We start from the raw sequence: 15,672 nt of genomic DNA, 5'->3' as shown, positions 1-15,672 counted from the left end.
ATCAAAGGGCATTTGCATGCACCTTGGTTTTCGGGAGAGCATGCGGCGTCACCCACCAGGAGGTGAGATGGGAGGACGTCTTGGCTGGTTTGTCTTCCCGCTATTCCTGGTGCTGGGCGTCGCCCATGCGCAGCCAGGCACCGTCACGTACGTGTACGTCGATCCTCTGGGCACGCCTCTCGCAGAGGCTGATGCCAATGGGAATATCACTGCTACCTTCGATTACAGGCCTTACGGAAGCCAGGCACTAGGTAGTCCGCCAGCCGGCCCCGGATATGCGGGCCATGTGAATGACCCCGATACCGAGCTCGTCTACATGCAGGCACGCTACTACGACCCTGCTGCAGGGCGCTTTTTAAGCCGTGACCCAGTGTCGCCAAGGTCAGGAGACCTCTTCAACTTCGGCCGATACACATATGTTAATAACAACCCCGCAAGATTCATTGATCCGGACGGCCGGGTGTGCAAGACGACGGATGGAAAGGTGGAGTGCACATTCGATTCGTTCAAAGACAAGGGCGGGAACACAATCTCGAGGGAGCAAGCCCTATCGAGCGGGAGCGGATTTGCCAAGTTTTTCCATGCAGACATGGGAAGTCGCATACTTCGCGCGGAAGCCGTGATGACAGCCAAATATTCGGCTGCCAAGGATCTGGCGGCCAAAGGAGGGCAAGTCACGATCAAAGGGAGCGAGAAGCTGGCAATTCCTGATCAACAAATATCCGGAACCAGTATCGTCAGTCATATGGAGACCATGCAGACCATTGCGACTGCTCAAACAAGTCCCATCGTGATCGCCTCTACGCCTCCTGGGCCAGACGGTGCGCCCTCAGACGGTCCAATTACGTTCTTCAACGGTGGCGGCAAGTCGCAGAATCTAGGCCAGATTTTTGGGCACGAAATTCTCCATACACTCTATTCCGGCGTCGATCTGCCAAATCACGGTTGGGCCAATCCTCAATTCAACCTCGATCATCAAACACCTTTCAATGATGCCTCCGATGCGATTCAGTAGACACTCTCACTCTGGTGATTCTTCCGTATGCTTCGGATTCATCGCGGCCATCACCGTCGCTTTCGCGATTGCCGGCTGCGCTTCTGCGCCGACAGCAGTAAAGATGGAGCCAAGATCGATTGCCAAACAGCTGGGCTTTCCGAGTTGCCTGGTATCGGTTCCGCTGAGTCAGTCGGAAGTCATCGAAGACGCAAAGAGAATGGGTAATCCAAAGCCGGAACACTATCCGGAGTGGATCGAGATGAGCGCGAGCATCCAGCCAGGAGATCAATTGCGTCTGGTGGATTGTTTAAGGGCGAATCGATCCACGAATGTTGGTGATCCGTATTATTACGCATTGATCCGCGACGGCAAGATTGTCTCCGAATTCCACTTCATACTTATCAATTAGGGACGCTCTGATCCATCCCCCGACTGAGGCATCGTCGCGGCGATGCCCCCCGAAAAGCGCATCCCCGATGAAGCGACGTTCGTTGGCCTCCTTAGATTTCGAGGCCAAGAAGAAGCCAGCACGGCGCGAGCGATTCCTTGAAGAGATTGACGAGGTGGTGCTGCGGGCCGAGCTACTAGCGCTGAGCGAGCCGGGTACCGCCGGTTCCAGGTGGAGCATCTCAATCGCATCAAGGGTATCCAGAGCGTTAAGACGGAAATCCTCATGCAGAAGATCGAGCAAACGTCCGAGCTTCCGTTGTGAGGTGTCGCTCCTATGGGTTCTGGTGCGGATAGACTGAATGTTTGCTTCCGACCCGGAACGAACATTCACGCATCGCTATATCACGCCAAACAGCATATTGATGACTGTGAGCCCTTCACTAGTGAGGAGTCGTGAGTGATTCAAGCTTCGTGATGGCTATATCCAGCTGGCCAGCCACTGCCTGCAGTAGATGGTAGACGCCGCTTTCGTCGGCAGAGCCTGTGTGCAGGCTGGACGCGATGCCGGTGGCGGCCATCTGCAGGGCCTGATACGGCGCACGCAAATCTTCGACGGCGCGCGACAGGGTGCGGGGATCGGGGGCGAAAGTACGAGAGGTGACTGCCATGTACGGATTTCCTATGAAGCTCTAGAGGAACCCGACGCATCGGTTCTAAACGATGGCGACGGGTGACGCGCGGTTAGAACTCCGGCCAATAGGAAACCGGCGAGCCCAAAGGCTCCCGCGCGCCACCCGCCATAAAACTGGCAGGCAAGGGTCGACAAGATATGCCGCCCCTTTGCGCCGCACCGCAGGCACAAAAAAAGCGCCCATGACATGCCGGCGCTGGTGCGCCTATTAGATTTCGGGGTTCTAAGCCCGGCGGCCGAATTGGCGGCCACAACATCAAGATACTTCGATCGGAGCGGAATTTGCAAAGGACCGTTGCAACATGTCTTTCGTGTACGCGTGTTGCCACCCCTCTGCAAAGACAAGAAAACCGGTGGCGACTTCAAAGAGATCGACTTGCTCGGTCGCCAGATTGAGCGACTGGCACGCGTGCGGTGCTATCAAGAACCCGGAGGCAACGAAGCCGACATGAACTCCAACGTTGACGCGCGCAACGCCGGCTCCAAGGATGAGTTTTTCAGCATCAAGAACGTCACGCGGGACGATGCGCTCGCTGCGCATCGCGTACCACCACAGTTGCTTGGCTTGGTGCCCACGGGCACCACCGGATTCGGATCGGTGGTGCCGGCAGCTCAGGTGTTCGCGATCAATGAGCTGCTGCCGCTGATGACGCGCTTTCAGCAGCTCAATGATTGGCTTGGCGAAGAGGTGGTGGAGTTCGGTGACTACGCCGTTACCAACGTGGATGGCAATGGTGCAAAGGCGGCCGATTGAAACTATGAAGGCGACCAATTGGTCGCCTTCATGTTTACTGCTTGCCAGGACTCGCTTGCTCCGCTGAGGAGCGAATCTCACTAACCCTCTCTCTTATCCGACCGCATAGCGCTGTCGCTTCAGTCGGGCATGATTTTCCTGCTTGAGAATCGATTGATTCCAACTGTGAAGGAGTCATCAGCCAATCAATATGTTTAATAACAAAATCACCAAACTTTTTATCCTTGGTGACCATTCTGTTAAGCGAGACAACGTCACTCCAATCGGCCAAAAGAGTGGCGACGGAGTTACTGTACCCCTCAGCTATGGCGCCATCATCACAGGCAGCATACCGTTTGAAGGACTGATGGAGCGCACTCCATGTTTTTAGTGTGGACGCCTGCTCTTCAGCTTTCTTGGCCATCTGGGAATTACAGGCAGCAATTGCTGGTGAAAGGCAACAAAAAAAATAGAGCGCGAAAGCAAGGCATGCAAGCCTATTCATTGTGAACACTCCTTAATGTGACACCGTCATTCTTCGTACCGGATCGCCATCGCGATCCAGCTGCCCAATCAAATCAGTGGCCGCATCCGTGGTTCTGATACATCCACTTGTTGCATGTTGTGGTCCTGTGCGGCCCAGTTGATCGGGTGTGCTCTGCCGCCCGGAATGCACGCCACATCCCGAGCAACCAGGGACGCGGAATACGTAGTTTCCATTCGACCCATAAGCGCTGTCAGCAGCGTCGTCGTTATGACGGGTGTGGTAGTCATAGTCATATGTGCCGTCCGCCCATTGTCCTCTGCTCCCTCGCTGCGCATTGTTGTATGCAGGAAAGGACCCACGCACATTTCCGGAGCCGTCCACAACCTCAATCGTATGGGTGGTTTTATTCACTCTTAAGTCGGTAAGCCCAAGCGCATCCGTGCTATCTAGTGGCCCGCCACTTGCGTACAGGTAAGTACTGATGCCTCCATCCAACCCAAGTGGATCGCTTTGGATATAACGCCCTGTCGCTGGGTCATAGTCTCGATTTACATTGTATGCCGTACCAAGTTCGGCATCGAAGTACTGTCCTGCGAACCGAGGATTGAAGACAAAGCCGTTGCTCGACGTCGGTTGCTGCTCGCCGAAAGGGTTGCCCTGGTAAGTCCATTGCCAGATCGCGGCACCCGCGCTGTCGGTGATTACACGTGGTGTATTAAGCCCATCCGCATGGATGTAGCTCACGGTGCTTGTCGTTCCCGTCGTATCCACCACCGCCACCGGCAGATCCCCCAACCAAATGTAGTCGCGGTTGGTGGTCCCGTACTCACCAATCAGCTGGCTCCCTTCGTCATAGGTGAAGCGCTGACTGACGCTCTGCGGGAACGTACTGCTCTTGGCGACGCGCTGCCCCATCGCGTTGTAGGTGTACTGCCCCACCGTCTGGTTGTTGAGCTGCACCACGGTCAGCCGGTTGCGACCGTTGTAGCCATAGCCGTAGGTGTTGCCGGCGGTGGCATTCCCGGTGGTGTTGCCGTTGGCATCGTAGGTGCGCGCACTGGTGCCAATGCTGGTCAGCCTATGCGTGCCACTCTGGTAGCCGTAGGTGCCGGTGGCGAGACCATTGGCGGTCTTGCTCAACCGATCGCCGGTCTTGCTGTAGGTGTAGCTCTCGATGGCGTTACCGCTGGCGTCTTTCAGTCCGGTGAGCCGGTACAGCGGGTCGTAAGCATAGGTTTCGCTGGCCGGGTTGGTGCCGGCGGCGTTGCCCAGTGTCGTGATGTTGCCCATCGCATCGCGGGCGAAGTGCAGGTTGAGCGCGGGGCTGGTGACGTCGGTCAGCGCGTAGTTGGCGTCGTAGCTGCGGGTAATCGTCTGGCCGTTGCCCAGGGTGTAGCTGGTGATGGGGCCGAACGGTAGGTACGTGATACCGGTGACAACATTGCCTGCGCCAGCGCCCGTCACTCCTGGTGGCAACACCGTCACACCACTGATTCGACCGATGGCGTCACGGCTATACTGAATAGACGTGCCGCTGGGGGTCAGGATGCTGGCGAGGCGACCGGCTCGCGAGTAGCTATAAATGGTCGCGTCCGTATGGGTGCCCTGCGTCTGACGCTTTTGCACCACGTTACCGAGGGCGTCATAGCAATAAGTGGTCGTGACCGCGTTCTCCACGACTCTGGTCAGCTTGCCGATCGGATAGGACGCGGTGCAACCCGTGGCGCTATTGGGCTCGTCATAAGAGTACGCCACATTGAGCGAGCTATCGCCATAGGTCGTGGTCGTCCGGCGATTTAGCGCGTCGTAGGTGCTCGTGCTTATACCGCCTTTGGCGTCGGTGCGCTGGGTGGCATTGCCCGCAGCGTCATAGGCGTAGATTGTCGTGCCGGTATCCGGACTCTGTACCGACTTGAGATCGTCGAGACCGTTATAGCTATAGATCGTATTCAGGCCGTCGGGATCGCTCACGCCTTCCAGATGGTCGCTGGCGTCGTAGGACGACACGCTCTGCGTGTCCTTGGTCGCTGCGTCTGTGCCATTGTAGTTGTCGATGGTGCTGACCAGGCGGTGCAGCGCGTCGTAACCGCGCTTCCGCTGGACGCCTGTTGCGTCAGAACTGTGGGCTGGATTACCCGCTGCATCATAGCCATCAGGGTAGTTGTAGTTGAGGATGGTCCGATTGAAAGCGTCGACCACCGTCAGAAGTTGGCTGAGGCTGTTGTACGTGTGCGAGATGGTCCGCTTCAACGTGTTGGGGCTATCGAACGTCTCCTCCTTGAGGCGATTTCCGGCAGCGTCCAAGGTGTAGTGGATGCGGTTGCCGAAAGCGTCCGTGATGTCCGTCAGGCGACGGGCATCGTCATAGGTGTAGCTCACCACCACGCCATCAGCATCTGTGGTCTGAATCACATCCCCGACCGCGTTGTAACTCATGGTTGTGGTTGCAGGCGTCCCTGTACTGTCCCGTGTGGTGGACTGAAGCCAACCTTCCGGGGTGTAGGTCATGGTCGTCACGACCCCGTTAGGGTCAGTCGAGCGTCCCGGATGGCCGTATGTGTCATACGTGTCAAACGATGTCACGTGGCCCTGGGCATCGGTGACGGTCGCCAGACGGCCCGACGCATCGTAGGTGTAGCCGGTGACGTCATTGACGTCCGTTCGTGGACCATCAACGCTCGCGACCAAACCTTGAGCGTTATAGGCCCTCGTAGAGATTCGGTCTGGGGTTGTGGCATGCACTGCCGACGCCGACAAACTCAGCGCGACGAGACTGCAAAGAATCCTTTTCTTCATGTCTGTCATTCCTTGATAGCGTGAACGTTGCTCGAAAGCGGACGCCCCTGGTCGTCATAGGTATACGTCGTCACACGGTCTGGCGTAGTGACCGTCAACGGAAGGAAGCGCGTGGCGTCCCAGGTCGTCGTCGTCGTGCGCTCCTGCGGTGTTCCCTTTGCTTCCACTCGCTTGGTCTCACGGCCCATCGTGTCGTACTCGTAGGCAGTCACCGTACCCAAGGCGTCGGTTTTGGTTTCAACCTGTCCTCGCGCTGTGTACGTGTACGTGCTGTTGCTAGCCGGACACCCGGCTGCGGGCTCGCCTTCAATGGCGGTGACGCGCTTTATGCCCTGAATAACCTGATATCGGTACGTGACGTTGTGACCTAGCGCGTTGGTCACCACCACCGAGCCATCATCCTGATAGGCCAAGGAAACCTTTTCCGCTCCATTGGCATGCTCGCTCGATATGGCCCTGCCTTGGCTGTCGTAGTGCCAGGTGGCGAAGCGAACACCGCGCTCATCGATGATGCCGGTCAGAAGATCGGGATTGTTCGCGTCTTCGTAGACATAGCTTCGAGTGATGGTGTGGTCACCCCATGACTTCACGGCCTTGGTGATGAGGTACGTTGCACCGGCGGTCGTATAGGTGATGGTCATGCCACCCGTCGTCAGGCTTTCGAGCGGGCCGCGGTACCAACTCGTGACGTACCGAAGCGTCCGTCCACCCGAGTCGGTGACGGTGAATGACATCTTGCTGGGCGCCTGAAACGTGTAGGTGATGGTTTGCGCGCGCCCGTCGGCGAGCTGTTTGCGCACGAGAAAACCCATCGCATCGAACGTATAGATCGTGTTATCTGCGGCGGTGTAGATCCACTGTTGGTTGCCCTGCCGAAGACTTCCTTGCTCTGTTGGTTCGCCGACTGGCACGCCGTTGGTCAAAGTGAAAATGGAAGAGCGACCGTCGTCAGACGTGAGAAGCAGCGTATTGCCGTTGATAGCCAGCGTCATGCCATAGCTGTGCGTCCAAGCTCGGCTGTAGCCGTTGTAATAGCGCTCGAATGCTAGCTCGCCATTGGCATCGCGAAAGTCTTCCTCGTTCTGGAACTTATTTCCCGATGCAATGCTGACAGGATTGCCAGCGCAGGTAATGACGCCTCCGAGCGGCAAGTCCGAAGGATCGCCGACCTCCTTGCGGTCCTGATCCTCATTGGGGTTCTCGCACTTCCCAGTAAATTCATTTTTGATCTGACCGTCAGGACAGGGAGTATCCTTCTGTACACCCTTAATGAGATGGCTAAACTGCAAATCCTCAACGTGACCATTCGCCGTATAAATGAGCTGATATGAGGTGGTGCAGGCGTAGTACATCAGTTTCGGCGGATTTGAGGACGCCGCATTGAAGATCGGCGATTGGTAAGGAAGGATGTTTACCGTGTAAGCGCTGCTTCCTGGCGTGTTCTGATGAATTAACGCGACGTCGTCCGAATAAGCGGCCTGACATGCGTCGTCTGCATGCGCGTATACCGTTCCATCGCCACCCGCGATGGTGTACGTGTAGGGATCAGGGTCGTCTTGCGCATGGGCCAAAGAAACCCCTAACACAAGAAAAATACACGCAATGAACGTCGTCGCTCGCTCCATCAAAGTGAGGCCGCGCGGCGACATGCGGCCATCAAGCAACAGAATTGGTTTCGCTTTCCTTGCCATGAAGTTCTCCATTGGACACGGGTGAATCGATGCCACGAGATGAACGTGTCATGGAAGGCATCGAAAGATGAGCTGGCGGTAATCGGGGAGAGCCGTTCGCCGGATATCCACCCCCGCCATGCGGAAGGGGGGAGTAGCGAAGAAGGCTTTGTTTGGGGAGGCGTAACCGCCCAGTGGGCAGGTAGGCGCACCATTCCTTGGTGATCATCCTTGTTCCTTAAGTTGGCGAGTCTCATCCCTGAGTACTCATAGCGCTCCTGCGCCATGGTGCCGTCCATATCATCACCGATATGTTACCGCCGGTGTGTTCTTAGCCACGGTCATTTCTAACCATGTGCTCCTATTAAGGTTCTCCAGAAACCATGTCAAGGAGATGTGAAGTATCCCGAGGTGTTCATGCTCGGGCGAAGCGCCTCTTTGTGATGGGAGGCGCTCCTCTCCGCTGCGCACGCGGCTACCCATGCCGCACCCGCTTGGGTGGCGGTTTCGAGGCGATCACGCACAGTCAAACTAATGGGTAGAGCGCGCATCACTAGAATGCAATGCACCAAAGAATGGCCCCTTGTGGGGGCCAATGGGCAATCAGGGGGACTGATTTTCCCAGTGGGGGCGCCCGGGTCACCGGTCCGTGGGCCTGACTCGCCGTGCGGGGTACAGATTGGCGAATCAGCGACGTGAAAGAAGTCGGTAGTGGCCGCGTAGCCATGTAGGCCGCGGCCGACCGCCGCCGTGCGGTTACCCCCGCCGCACCCGCGCAGCCTTTCTGTGGCGATTTCGACGCATTGATCCACAAGCCTCAGTGGTCGCTCGCGGTCGACCGCATGGCCGACGGGTAAGCCGGAGAAGGACATCGATGGCGACGCAAAGTGACGCGCGCATACCCCCCTTGGGGCGCCAGTACGGCGAGGGTTTCCAGGCAATGGGAGGGTGGGGCTAGGAAAAAGGTAATCCAGGTAATCGACGCCATTTTCGCGCATAAGGCGTTGTTTATATTTAGAATAAAGATTACCTATCAAAGGTAATCTGCGGTAACCCAAAAGGTAATCTATGCGTAAGTCATTGATTTTATTAGATCGACTTATTGCTCAGGATTACCTTTTAGAGAGGTAATTAGTTACCTATTGATTACCCAATAATTACCTTTTGCCATGTCGCATAAATGCATGTTTACATTGGTGAAATAGGCGATCTTCAGAGCATGGTTACCTAAATTACCTTTTTCCGAATGCCCCTCACATTTTGGGCTGCCGAATAGGTGCTCCTGGATCTTGCCCATAGCTTCAAGTACATCCTGTGAGTACAAAAGTGAGTACCTGTCACGGCGATATCAATCAAAAACTATCTGTATCAATAGATTGTGTGGAGTCTTCGGTGGCGCCTCTAGCCACCATTCTCTTTTCATATCGTCTCTCGCCATCCCGTTGAATCCGCGCGGCGCATGGCGATACCAGACAGACGAGCCAGCGATTCAATGACCCATCGGGACCAGACGCAATTGGTAGCCGAGCGCATTGGCGACCTTCATGGCAGTGGCCAGGCTGGGATTTCCGTCGGCCGATAGCGCTTTATAGAGTCCTTCGCGCGTAAGGCCGGTATCGCGGGCCAGCTGACTCATGTTTCGTGCGCGCGCCACGGCACCGAGTGCGGCCGCCATCAGGGCTGGATCATTCTCTTCGGAGCACGCCTCGAGATAGGCCTTGATGTCTTCCTCAGTATTGAGGTAGTCGGTTGTGTCGTAACGGCTGAATTTCTCTTTCTTCGCTGCCATTTCAATGCTCCAGAGCCTCGGCGATGTGTACGGCGTTGGCGATATCTGCTTGCTGAGAACGCTGGTCATCGCCGCACAGCAGGATCACCAGCCAGTTGCCGCGCATCGTGTAGTACACCCGATAGCCAGTGCCATGATCGATCTTCATCTCGTTGATGCCGCAAGCCAGGTAGCGATGCTGGCCCGGGTTGCCAAGGCTCAGGCGATCAATCCGCATCTGGATGCGTGCCTTGGCGCGGCGATCCTTGGGGGCACGCATCCATGCGTCGAAGGTTTCGCTTTTGACCAGCTCCAGCACGAGCGTGACTCACTGTGAATTTTGACTATCACAGTGTCAACCATGGTTGACAGGCATTTCAGTCAGCCAAGAACTCCGCATTCGGGCAAAAGGTGCGATCACCCACGTCGGGATAACCCTAGCCTAGGGATCGACCTAGCTGGCCGGCAGCGACCGGCTGCGGATACTCCACGCCACGGCCCGAAAGCTACGGCAGTGCGTGGAGACGGATTTCCCACTGCGCGGGGCGAGGCCACCAAAGCATCCCGGGATGCGGCGGTTGGGCCATCCACCACTCATCCCATCGATTGCAGAGGTATCGCCATGTCGCACGGAATCAACTTTGACTCGATCATGAGCCTGGCCGTCAACGCGGTCTCCACCTATTTCACCGGCGGCGCGTCGCTGCTCGCTTCGTCCGCGTTCTCGCAGGTGGTCGGCGACGCCTTCTCCTCGGCCGCCACCTCGGTGCTCGGCGATAACGCCGGCAGCATGGCCTCGAGCGCTTTCAACGGCGCCATGAACGAAGGCTTTTCCCAGTTGGAAGGTTGGGGCAGCAATGAACTCGGCAATGCCACCAGTCAGGTACTGAACCTCGCCAACCATCAGGGCCAGAACGGCGCCTATACCGGTGACCTCGATCGCGCCAAGGCCGATCTGCAGGACACCTTCGCCAACCTGATCGTCAACAGCGCCAAGGACAACGCTGTGGATCTGGACGGCCCGGTGCAGGCCAAGGGCGGCAAGAACAGCTGGTTGATGGCGATGGCCATCGCGCTGGGCAAGCAGGCCAACTCGCTGGCCAATCAGATGACCAACGCGGCCAACCATCTCGACGGCAAGGATCCGAAAGCCTCGGCCGAATTCCAGACCCTGTCGCAGCAGTTCGGCATGATGATGAATACCATCTCCACCGCCATCAAGAGCATCGGCGATGGCCTGTCGACGGTCGCGCGCAAGCAGTGATCGTGGTGCAGGAACGGCGCAGCCTTCACGCTGCGTCAGGCAAGGATATGCACGATGGGCGGGCCGCGTTGTGGCCCGCCCAAAGTCGTTTCCGGAGAAAGGCAATGATCTGGCTCAAGAGAACCTTGCTGCTTTCGCTCGCGCTCAGCGCTCCGCTGGCCGCGCAGGATTTTTCAGGCATGGACATGCCGATCTCGCCGGTACAGAACGTCGGCCTCACCAATATCGGCACTATCTCCGTGCTCAAGGCGGCGGAGAACCGCTCGCGCGGGCGTGTATCGAGTGGGCTGCCCGGCTTCTCCAGCCATGCGTCGATGCGGGCGCAGGCAGCGGATATGCCGGCACCGCCGCCAAGCGCCGTCGCCAAGCTGAGTTTCCAGCCTGACCGCGCGGTGAGCGAAAAGGTGTTGCAGGACGTGTCTCGCTCGTTTTCAGGCGGCGACGCGGCGAAAGCCCAGACGTTCCAGCGCTCGCTCGCGGGCGACAACGTGATCGGCAAGTTCCGCAGCCTGCTCGGCAAATACGGCTATTCCAGCGACAACGTGGCCGATGTGCTGACCGCGTATCTCGTGCTCTCGTGGGAAGTTGTGAATAACGGCGATGCCATGCGCTATCCCTCCGGCGTAGAAGCGCTGCATCGGCGCATCCAGGCTGGCCTGGCCGGCAACCCGCGCTTGCTCGCGATGACGGATGCGCAAAAGCAATCGATGTCCGAAACCTTTGGTTATCTCGCGATGATCGCCTCGGCGACCCGCAACGAGCTGGAGCGCAAGGGCGACCAGATGGCGCTGGCCAAGCTGCAGGATGGCGTCAACAGCACCACGCGCAAACTAGGCATTGATCTGCGCACGGTGAAGATGACCGAGCAGGGTTTCGTGTCGCTGCAATGAGGTTTTCCTAAACCACAGGTGCAAAGCTAGGGAAATCCCCAGCTAGCCAATGGCGCGAACGCCGGGCCAGAGTGTCACAAGCGACTCGGGACTGCGGCCATGGGCGAAACCGCGCAACGTCAACCACAGGCAGCGCGGCCCCGGGCCGCCGCCGGCACTCACGCATCGGGCGAAGAAGTCGCGCGCAGCCGGCGTATCCGTCTGCGCCAGCTGTCCTACGGCGACATTCCCTGGCTTAGCCGTCTATACGCTCACGCCGAAGTGCAGCAACTGTTGCTGGACGACAGCCCCACCCGCTTTATCGAGGTGGCCGCGCTGGTGGCGTGGGTCAATCAGATCTACGAGAAGCATCGCGGGCTGGGTATCTGGCGCGCCGATTCGATCGATGGCGAATTCCTCGGCACCTTCTCGTTGATGCCGATAGAAACCTCCGGCGAAGTGGAGATCGGCGTGCGCCTCACGCCCGAAGCCTGGGGCCGCTGGTATGCCATCGAGGGTGGTCGTCTGTTATGCCGGCATGCCTTCGCTGTGCTGGGTTTGCCCAAGCTGGTCGGTTATTTCCATCCCGACAACGAAGTAGTCGCGCGTATTCTCGCGCGCATCGGTTTTCGCGAAACCGGCCTGCGCGACTACGGCGGCAATCAGGCGCGACGTTTCGAGCTGGAAGCGGCGCACTGGGGCGCAGCCGAAGCCATCGTCGAACACGCTTAGAGCCGGTGCACGATCCAGCCCGGCGGCACCGGGCCACTGGGCAGATCGCCGCGCAAGGCCGCGCGCACCACGTCGTCCGGCGTGCTGTCTTCGCGCTGCCAACGTTGTGCGAGCCGGCTCAGGATGTCGCGGGTATCACGCGTATACGTGCCTTCCAGTTCACCGCCCGCATCGGAGCCGAGCTTGCTGGCATATAGCGCGCGCAACTGCGGATTGAGGTCAAACAGGGTGAGCAGCTTGCGCATGGCGTCGGCGTAAAGCGCTTCTTCCAGCATCGGGCGCTGCGTCTGCTGGCAATGCCATACCGTGAGGTATTCGAGCGGCCCAAGCAGGCGCCGCCGGTTCATCGGGCTGAAGGCGGGCGCGTCCTCGCTCTCTGTGCGCGCCGAGCTGCCCCACGCGCTCAGTTGGCCGCTGGGCAGATCCATGCGTTGCGCAGCGGCCGCGAGCAGGTCGGCCACCAGTTGCTTGGCCGGCAGATCCTCGCTCTCGGCAACGATCAACAGGATCTTCAGGAATACCGGATAGGCCTCGTCGCCCAGCTGGCGCACCAGCCGCTTTGCCAGCACCAGCCGCAAATCGGTGGAAGGCTCCTGCTGCAGCGCGCCGATCAGTCGCCGGGTGGTCTCCAGCAGCGGTTCGGCCAGCGGTTGCAGTTGGGCGCTCATGACATGAGCTTAGCGGCAGCGCGCCGGCTCAGCCGAGCGGCGCGAGGATGTGGCTGATCACCTGTTCGAGTTGCGCGCCGGCCGGGCCGGTGGCCGCACCGGGGCGGCTGAGCAGGCGTTCGGCCGCGCTGGTGCCGGCCCATACGTCCAGACCCAGCAACTGATTGCCGTGCGCCGCCTGCAGTCGGGCCGAGCCGCCCTGGCCCGCGAGGGCGTGCGCGGCACCGATCCCTGCAAGGGAGGGCGTCAGCGATGTCGACGGTAGCTCGGAAAGGTTCATGGCACCTGGTGGCGGATCGATGCGTGGCATCAGTCTAGGTCTCGCGTAAGCATCGGAGCAGCTGGGGAATTCCCTAGGTGGTGGCATGCCCGGCGCTTGATCACACTGGCATCCGGGTCACGGTGAACGGCGAATGCATGGCCGTAGCATGAGTTGACCGCGTACACAGGCGAACGACTCATGGCCGGGCAGAACAAGGACAGCGGGGACCGCACTGAAAAACCCACCCCCAAGCGCCTGCGCGACGCCCGCAAGGAAGGCGATGTTCCCAAAAGCCGCGAGCTGACCAGCACGGTATTAGTGCTGGCCTGGCTGCTGATGCTGATGATGGGCATGCCGCTGGTCCGCGCTCGATTGAACGGATTGTTCGACACTGCCCTACTCGGGCTCAATCAGCCATTTGGCCAGGCACTGCATACGGTAGGCCTGGCCACGCTGGAAGGCTTCCTGTGGCTCACCCTGCCCTTCCTGCTCGGTGCCGTCGCCATCGGCGTATTGGTGGAATTTCTGCAGGTGGGGCCGGTATTTGCACCCAAGAAGCTCAAGCCCGATGCCAGCCGCATGAATCCGGCCGAAGGCATCAAGCGGCTGTTCTCGCAAGAGAACCTGGTGGAGGTGATCAAGGCCATCGCCAAGAGCGGCCTGCTGATCGGCCTGTTCGTGTGGGTGCTGTTCGCGCTGATCGGCCAGTTCGTCCTGCTGCCGTATGCCGCGCCGGAAGCGCTGGGCGAAGCGCACTGGGTCGCAGTGAAGCGCCTGGCGGCGGGCGTGATCTTCGTGTTCTTTTTCGTCTCGGTGCTCGACGCGTTCTATCAGCGCTTCGCCTTCACCAAGAAAATGAAGATGAGCCGGCGCGACATCAAGCAAGAGCTGAAGGACAACGAAGGCGACCCAATGATCAAGGGCCGTCGCCGCCAGCTGCATCAGGAGTGGTCGCAACAAAACACGCTGGCCGGTGTGCGCAGTGCCAGTGTGGTGGTAACCAATCCCACACATCTGGCGATTGCCATCCGCTATCAGCAAGGCGAGGACGATCTGCCGGTGATCGTCGCCAAGGGTGAGGACCACGAGGCCGCGCTGATCCGCCAGGCCGCCGAAGAGGCTGGCGTGCCGATCATGCGCAACGTCACCCTGGCACGCAGCTTGTACGAGAAAGTAGATGTGGACGACTACCTGCCGTCCGATTTCTTCGAGGCCGTGGCCGAACTGCTGCGTTGGGCGGAGTCGATCCGCGAATCGCGCGACGGTCTCTGACTCAGAGAATGTGCTGCAAAGCCCGCAGCAAACCACGATTCTCAAACAGCTTGCGCATCACCACTTCCACCATCGCGCCCAGCGCCAGCAGCAAGACCCAGCTCGACAGCCACGCTTTGATCGGCATCGCCAGCGCAAACACGTTGAGCTGTTGCGCGTAACGGTTGACCAGCCCCAGCGCGATATCCACCAGCGACATCACCACCAGCGCCGGCGCCGACAGCACCAGCACCGCCGTCATGAAATAGCTGAACTGGCCGACAAAGAAGTTCATGCCGCCCGCTTTCAACGGCGGCAGCATGCTCGCCACCGGCCAGATCGCATAGCTCGACATCAACAGATCAAGAAACACGGTGAACGCACCGCTCACCATGAACAGCCAGGTCGCCAGCTGCATCAGGAACACGCTGGTCAGCGTGCTCTGCTGGCCGGCGATCGGATCCATGTCCATCGCCATCGAGGCGCCAGCCTTGGTGTCCATCACGGCGCCGGCTGCGCCCAGTGCCCAGAACACCATGCCGAAGCAGAAGCCGATCAGCAGGCCAAGGAAAAATTCCTTGCCAAGCACCATGATCCAGGTGCTGCCAGTCATCACGGTCAGACTGGGGCTGGCCGCGGCGGCCAGTGGATAAACCAGGATCGCCAGGCTCACGTAGAAGCTGTTGCGCACCAGCGAAGGTACCGTGTCCGACGTCATCAACGGCAGCACCAGAAAGGCCGCGACGATCCGCGGCAGCGTCAGCGCGATACCGGTGAGTTGATTGCCGAGGGCCTCGATCGAAAAAACCATCATCGCGGCGCAGCGCTCAATGCAGCATGCCGGGGAACCCGCTGAACAAGCGGTCGGCGAACTTATACAGCGTGCCGCCGAGCATGGCCGCAGTGCCCAGCAGCGCGATCACCACCACGATGAATTTCACTGCGTAGGGAAAGGTCTGCTCCTGAATCTGCGTGGCCGCCTGCAGAAAGGCCACCAGCAGGCCGGCGATGGCTGCTGCGATGATCGGCGGCGCGGACAGCACCAGCACCAGCCATAGCGCTTCGCGGGCGAGCTGTATTTCCTGGTCGTACAT

17 protein-coding genes and 1 pseudogene are annotated in these 15,672 nt (G+C 59.0%); 8 read left to right on the top strand and 10 right to left on the bottom strand.

The genetic code is table 11. From position 1 onward, the window contains the following. Nucleotides 1-67 precede the first annotated feature (67 nt). The 3 genes and pseudogenes from BM338_RS04780 to BM338_RS21730 form a co-directional block, all read left to right on the top strand. Nucleotides 68-1,015: an RHS repeat domain-containing protein gene (locus BM338_RS04780; RefSeq protein WP_177229225.1), complete on the top strand. Its 948-nt coding sequence runs from the start codon at nucleotides 68-70 to the stop codon at nucleotides 1,013-1,015. Continuing rightward, nucleotides 1,002-1,406, top strand: coding sequence for a hypothetical protein (locus tag BM338_RS04775; RefSeq protein ID WP_090449657.1), 405 nt, complete (start codon nucleotides 1,002-1,004; stop codon nucleotides 1,404-1,406). Before BM338_RS04780 ends, BM338_RS04775 begins: the two co-directional genes overlap by 14 nt. Nucleotides 1,407-1,473: 67 nt before the next feature. Then, nucleotides 1,474-1,617, top strand: a pseudogene (locus tag BM338_RS21730) (IS5/IS1182 family transposase); the annotation flags it as partial. Nucleotides 1,618-1,827: 210 nt separating this feature from the next. Here the strand turns inward: BM338_RS21730 and BM338_RS04765 are convergent. Continuing rightward, nucleotides 1,828-2,055 carry a hypothetical protein gene (locus BM338_RS04765; RefSeq protein WP_090449656.1) on the bottom strand — a complete coding sequence of 76 codons (228 nt, stop codon included), beginning with the start codon at nucleotides 2,053-2,055 and terminating at the stop codon, nucleotides 1,828-1,830. 210 nt (nucleotides 2,056-2,265) lie between these two features. On the opposite strand from BM338_RS04765, the gene BM338_RS21575 reads away from it, so the two are divergent. After that, the gene (locus tag BM338_RS21575) at nucleotides 2,266-2,832 is read left to right on the top strand and encodes a hypothetical protein (RefSeq protein WP_177229224.1); all 567 of its coding nucleotides are present in this window, start codon (nucleotides 2,266-2,268) and stop codon (nucleotides 2,830-2,832) included. A 34-nt stretch (nucleotides 2,833-2,866) separates the two neighbouring features. On the opposite strand, the gene BM338_RS21315 is transcribed toward BM338_RS21575, so the two are convergent. From BM338_RS21315 to BM338_RS04740, 5 genes are all read right to left on the bottom strand, one after another. After that, entirely contained in the window at nucleotides 2,867-3,316 is a 450-nt protein-coding gene (locus BM338_RS21315) for a hypothetical protein (protein ID WP_143109243.1), read from the bottom strand. 12 nt (nucleotides 3,317-3,328) lie between these two features. Then, nucleotides 3,329-5,734: an RHS repeat domain-containing protein gene (locus BM338_RS04755; RefSeq protein WP_255367216.1), complete on the bottom strand. Its 2,406-nt coding sequence runs from the start codon at nucleotides 5,732-5,734 to the stop codon at nucleotides 3,329-3,331. A gap of 365 nt (nucleotides 5,735-6,099) precedes the next feature. Then, a complete protein-coding gene (locus tag BM338_RS04750) occupies nucleotides 6,100-7,785 on the bottom strand; it encodes a DUF6531 domain-containing protein (protein ID WP_177229222.1) in 1,686 nt (561 codons plus the stop codon). 1,468 nt (nucleotides 7,786-9,253) lie between these two features. Then, entirely contained in the window at nucleotides 9,254-9,553 is a 300-nt protein-coding gene (locus tag BM338_RS04745) for an addiction module antidote protein (protein ID WP_090449653.1), read from the bottom strand. Between the two features lies 1 nt (nucleotide 9,554). After that, a complete protein-coding gene (locus BM338_RS04740) occupies nucleotides 9,555-9,851 on the bottom strand; it encodes a type II toxin-antitoxin system RelE/ParE family toxin (protein WP_090449652.1) in 297 nt (98 codons plus the stop codon). A gap of 303 nt (nucleotides 9,852-10,154) precedes the next feature. On the opposite strand from BM338_RS04740, the gene BM338_RS04735 reads away from it, so the two are divergent. From BM338_RS04735 to BM338_RS04725, 3 genes are all read left to right on the top strand, one after another. Further along, entirely contained in the window at nucleotides 10,155-10,796 is a 642-nt protein-coding gene (locus tag BM338_RS04735) for an EscF/YscF/HrpA family type III secretion system needle major subunit (RefSeq protein ID WP_177229221.1), read from the top strand. Nucleotides 10,797-10,900: 104 nt separating this feature from the next. Then, on the top strand, nucleotides 10,901-11,686 hold the full coding sequence (locus BM338_RS04730) for a DUF6683 family protein (RefSeq protein WP_090449650.1): 786 nt from the start codon (nucleotides 10,901-10,903) through the stop codon (nucleotides 11,684-11,686). 99 nt (nucleotides 11,687-11,785) lie between these two features. Next, on the top strand, nucleotides 11,786-12,397 hold the full coding sequence (locus BM338_RS04725) for a GNAT family N-acetyltransferase (RefSeq protein WP_090449649.1): 612 nt from the start codon (nucleotides 11,786-11,788) through the stop codon (nucleotides 12,395-12,397). Here the strand turns inward: BM338_RS04725 and BM338_RS04720 are convergent. Continuing rightward, nucleotides 12,394-13,065, bottom strand: coding sequence for a hypothetical protein (locus tag BM338_RS04720; protein WP_090449648.1), 672 nt, complete (start codon nucleotides 13,063-13,065; stop codon nucleotides 12,394-12,396). The genes BM338_RS04725 and BM338_RS04720 overlap by 4 nt on opposite strands. A gap of 28 nt (nucleotides 13,066-13,093) precedes the next feature. Further along, a complete protein-coding gene (locus BM338_RS04715; protein WP_090449647.1) occupies nucleotides 13,094-13,375 on the bottom strand; it encodes a hypothetical protein in 282 nt (93 codons plus the stop codon). Nucleotides 13,376-13,525: 150 nt separating this feature from the next. On the opposite strand from BM338_RS04715, the gene sctU reads away from it, so the two are divergent. Next, nucleotides 13,526-14,599, top strand: a complete 1,074-nt coding sequence (gene sctU, locus BM338_RS04710; protein ID WP_090449646.1) for a type III secretion system export apparatus subunit SctU — start codon at nucleotides 13,526-13,528, stop codon at nucleotides 14,597-14,599. A gap of 1 nt (nucleotide 14,600) precedes the next feature. On the opposite strand, the gene sctT is transcribed toward sctU, so the two are convergent. Both sctT and sctS read right to left on the bottom strand, forming a co-directional pair. Then, on the bottom strand, nucleotides 14,601-15,392 hold the full coding sequence (sctT, locus tag BM338_RS04705; RefSeq protein ID WP_090449645.1) for a type III secretion system export apparatus subunit SctT: 792 nt from the start codon (nucleotides 15,390-15,392) through the stop codon (nucleotides 14,601-14,603). Between the two features lie 13 nt (nucleotides 15,393-15,405). Beyond that, the gene (gene sctS, locus BM338_RS04700; protein WP_090449644.1) at nucleotides 15,406-15,672 is read right to left on the bottom strand and encodes a type III secretion system export apparatus subunit SctS; all 267 of its coding nucleotides are present in this window, start codon (nucleotides 15,670-15,672) and stop codon (nucleotides 15,406-15,408) included.

It is taken from the genome of Dyella sp. OK004, from assembly GCF_900114495.1.
Taxonomy (GTDB): Bacteria; Pseudomonadota; Gammaproteobacteria; order Xanthomonadales; family Rhodanobacteraceae; genus Dyella_D.
Note: the sequence above shows the minus strand (reverse complement) of the source record. Positions and strands in the feature narration are given on the sequence as shown.

Bases quoted from the DNA above. Each gene is read 5' to 3' on its own strand.
- BM338_RS04780 (WP_177229225.1), top strand. From the start codon at position 68: ATGGGAGGACGTCTTGGCTGGTTTGTCTTCCCGCTATTCCTGGTGCTG.
- BM338_RS04775 (WP_090449657.1), top strand. From the start codon at position 1,002: ATGCGATTCAGTAGACACTCTCACTCTGGTGATTCTTCCGTATGCTTC.
- BM338_RS04715 (WP_090449647.1), bottom strand. From the start codon at position 13,375: ATGCCACGCATCGATCCGCCACCAGGTGCCATGAACCTTTCCGAGCTA.
- BM338_RS04765 (WP_090449656.1), bottom strand. From the start codon at position 2,055: ATGGCAGTCACCTCTCGTACTTTCGCCCCCGATCCCCGCACCCTGTCG.
- BM338_RS04730 (WP_090449650.1), top strand. From the start codon at position 10,901: ATGATCTGGCTCAAGAGAACCTTGCTGCTTTCGCTCGCGCTCAGCGCT.
- BM338_RS04750 (WP_177229222.1), bottom strand. From the start codon at position 7,785: ATGGCAAGGAAAGCGAAACCAATTCTGTTGCTTGATGGCCGCATGTCG.
- BM338_RS04725 (WP_090449649.1), top strand. From the start codon at position 11,786: ATGGGCGAAACCGCGCAACGTCAACCACAGGCAGCGCGGCCCCGGGCC.
- BM338_RS04735 (WP_177229221.1), top strand. From the start codon at position 10,155: ATGTCGCACGGAATCAACTTTGACTCGATCATGAGCCTGGCCGTCAAC.
- BM338_RS04745 (WP_090449653.1), bottom strand. From the start codon at position 9,553: ATGGCAGCGAAGAAAGAGAAATTCAGCCGTTACGACACAACCGACTAC.
- BM338_RS04720 (WP_090449648.1), bottom strand. From the start codon at position 13,065: ATGAGCGCCCAACTGCAACCGCTGGCCGAACCGCTGCTGGAGACCACC.
- BM338_RS21315 (WP_143109243.1), bottom strand. From the start codon at position 3,316: ATGAATAGGCTTGCATGCCTTGCTTTCGCGCTCTATTTTTTTTGTTGC.
- BM338_RS04755 (WP_255367216.1), bottom strand. From the start codon at position 5,734: ATGAGTTACAACGCGGTCGGGGATGTGATTCAGACCACAGATGCTGAT.
- BM338_RS21575 (WP_177229224.1), top strand. From the start codon at position 2,266: ATGCCGGCGCTGGTGCGCCTATTAGATTTCGGGGTTCTAAGCCCGGCG.
- sctU (WP_090449646.1), top strand. From the start codon at position 13,526: ATGGCCGGGCAGAACAAGGACAGCGGGGACCGCACTGAAAAACCCACC.
- sctS (WP_090449644.1), bottom strand. From the start codon at position 15,672: ATGTACGACCAGGAAATACAGCTCGCCCGCGAAGCGCTATGGCTGGTG.
- sctT (WP_090449645.1), bottom strand. From the start codon at position 15,392: ATGATGGTTTTTTCGATCGAGGCCCTCGGCAATCAACTCACCGGTATC.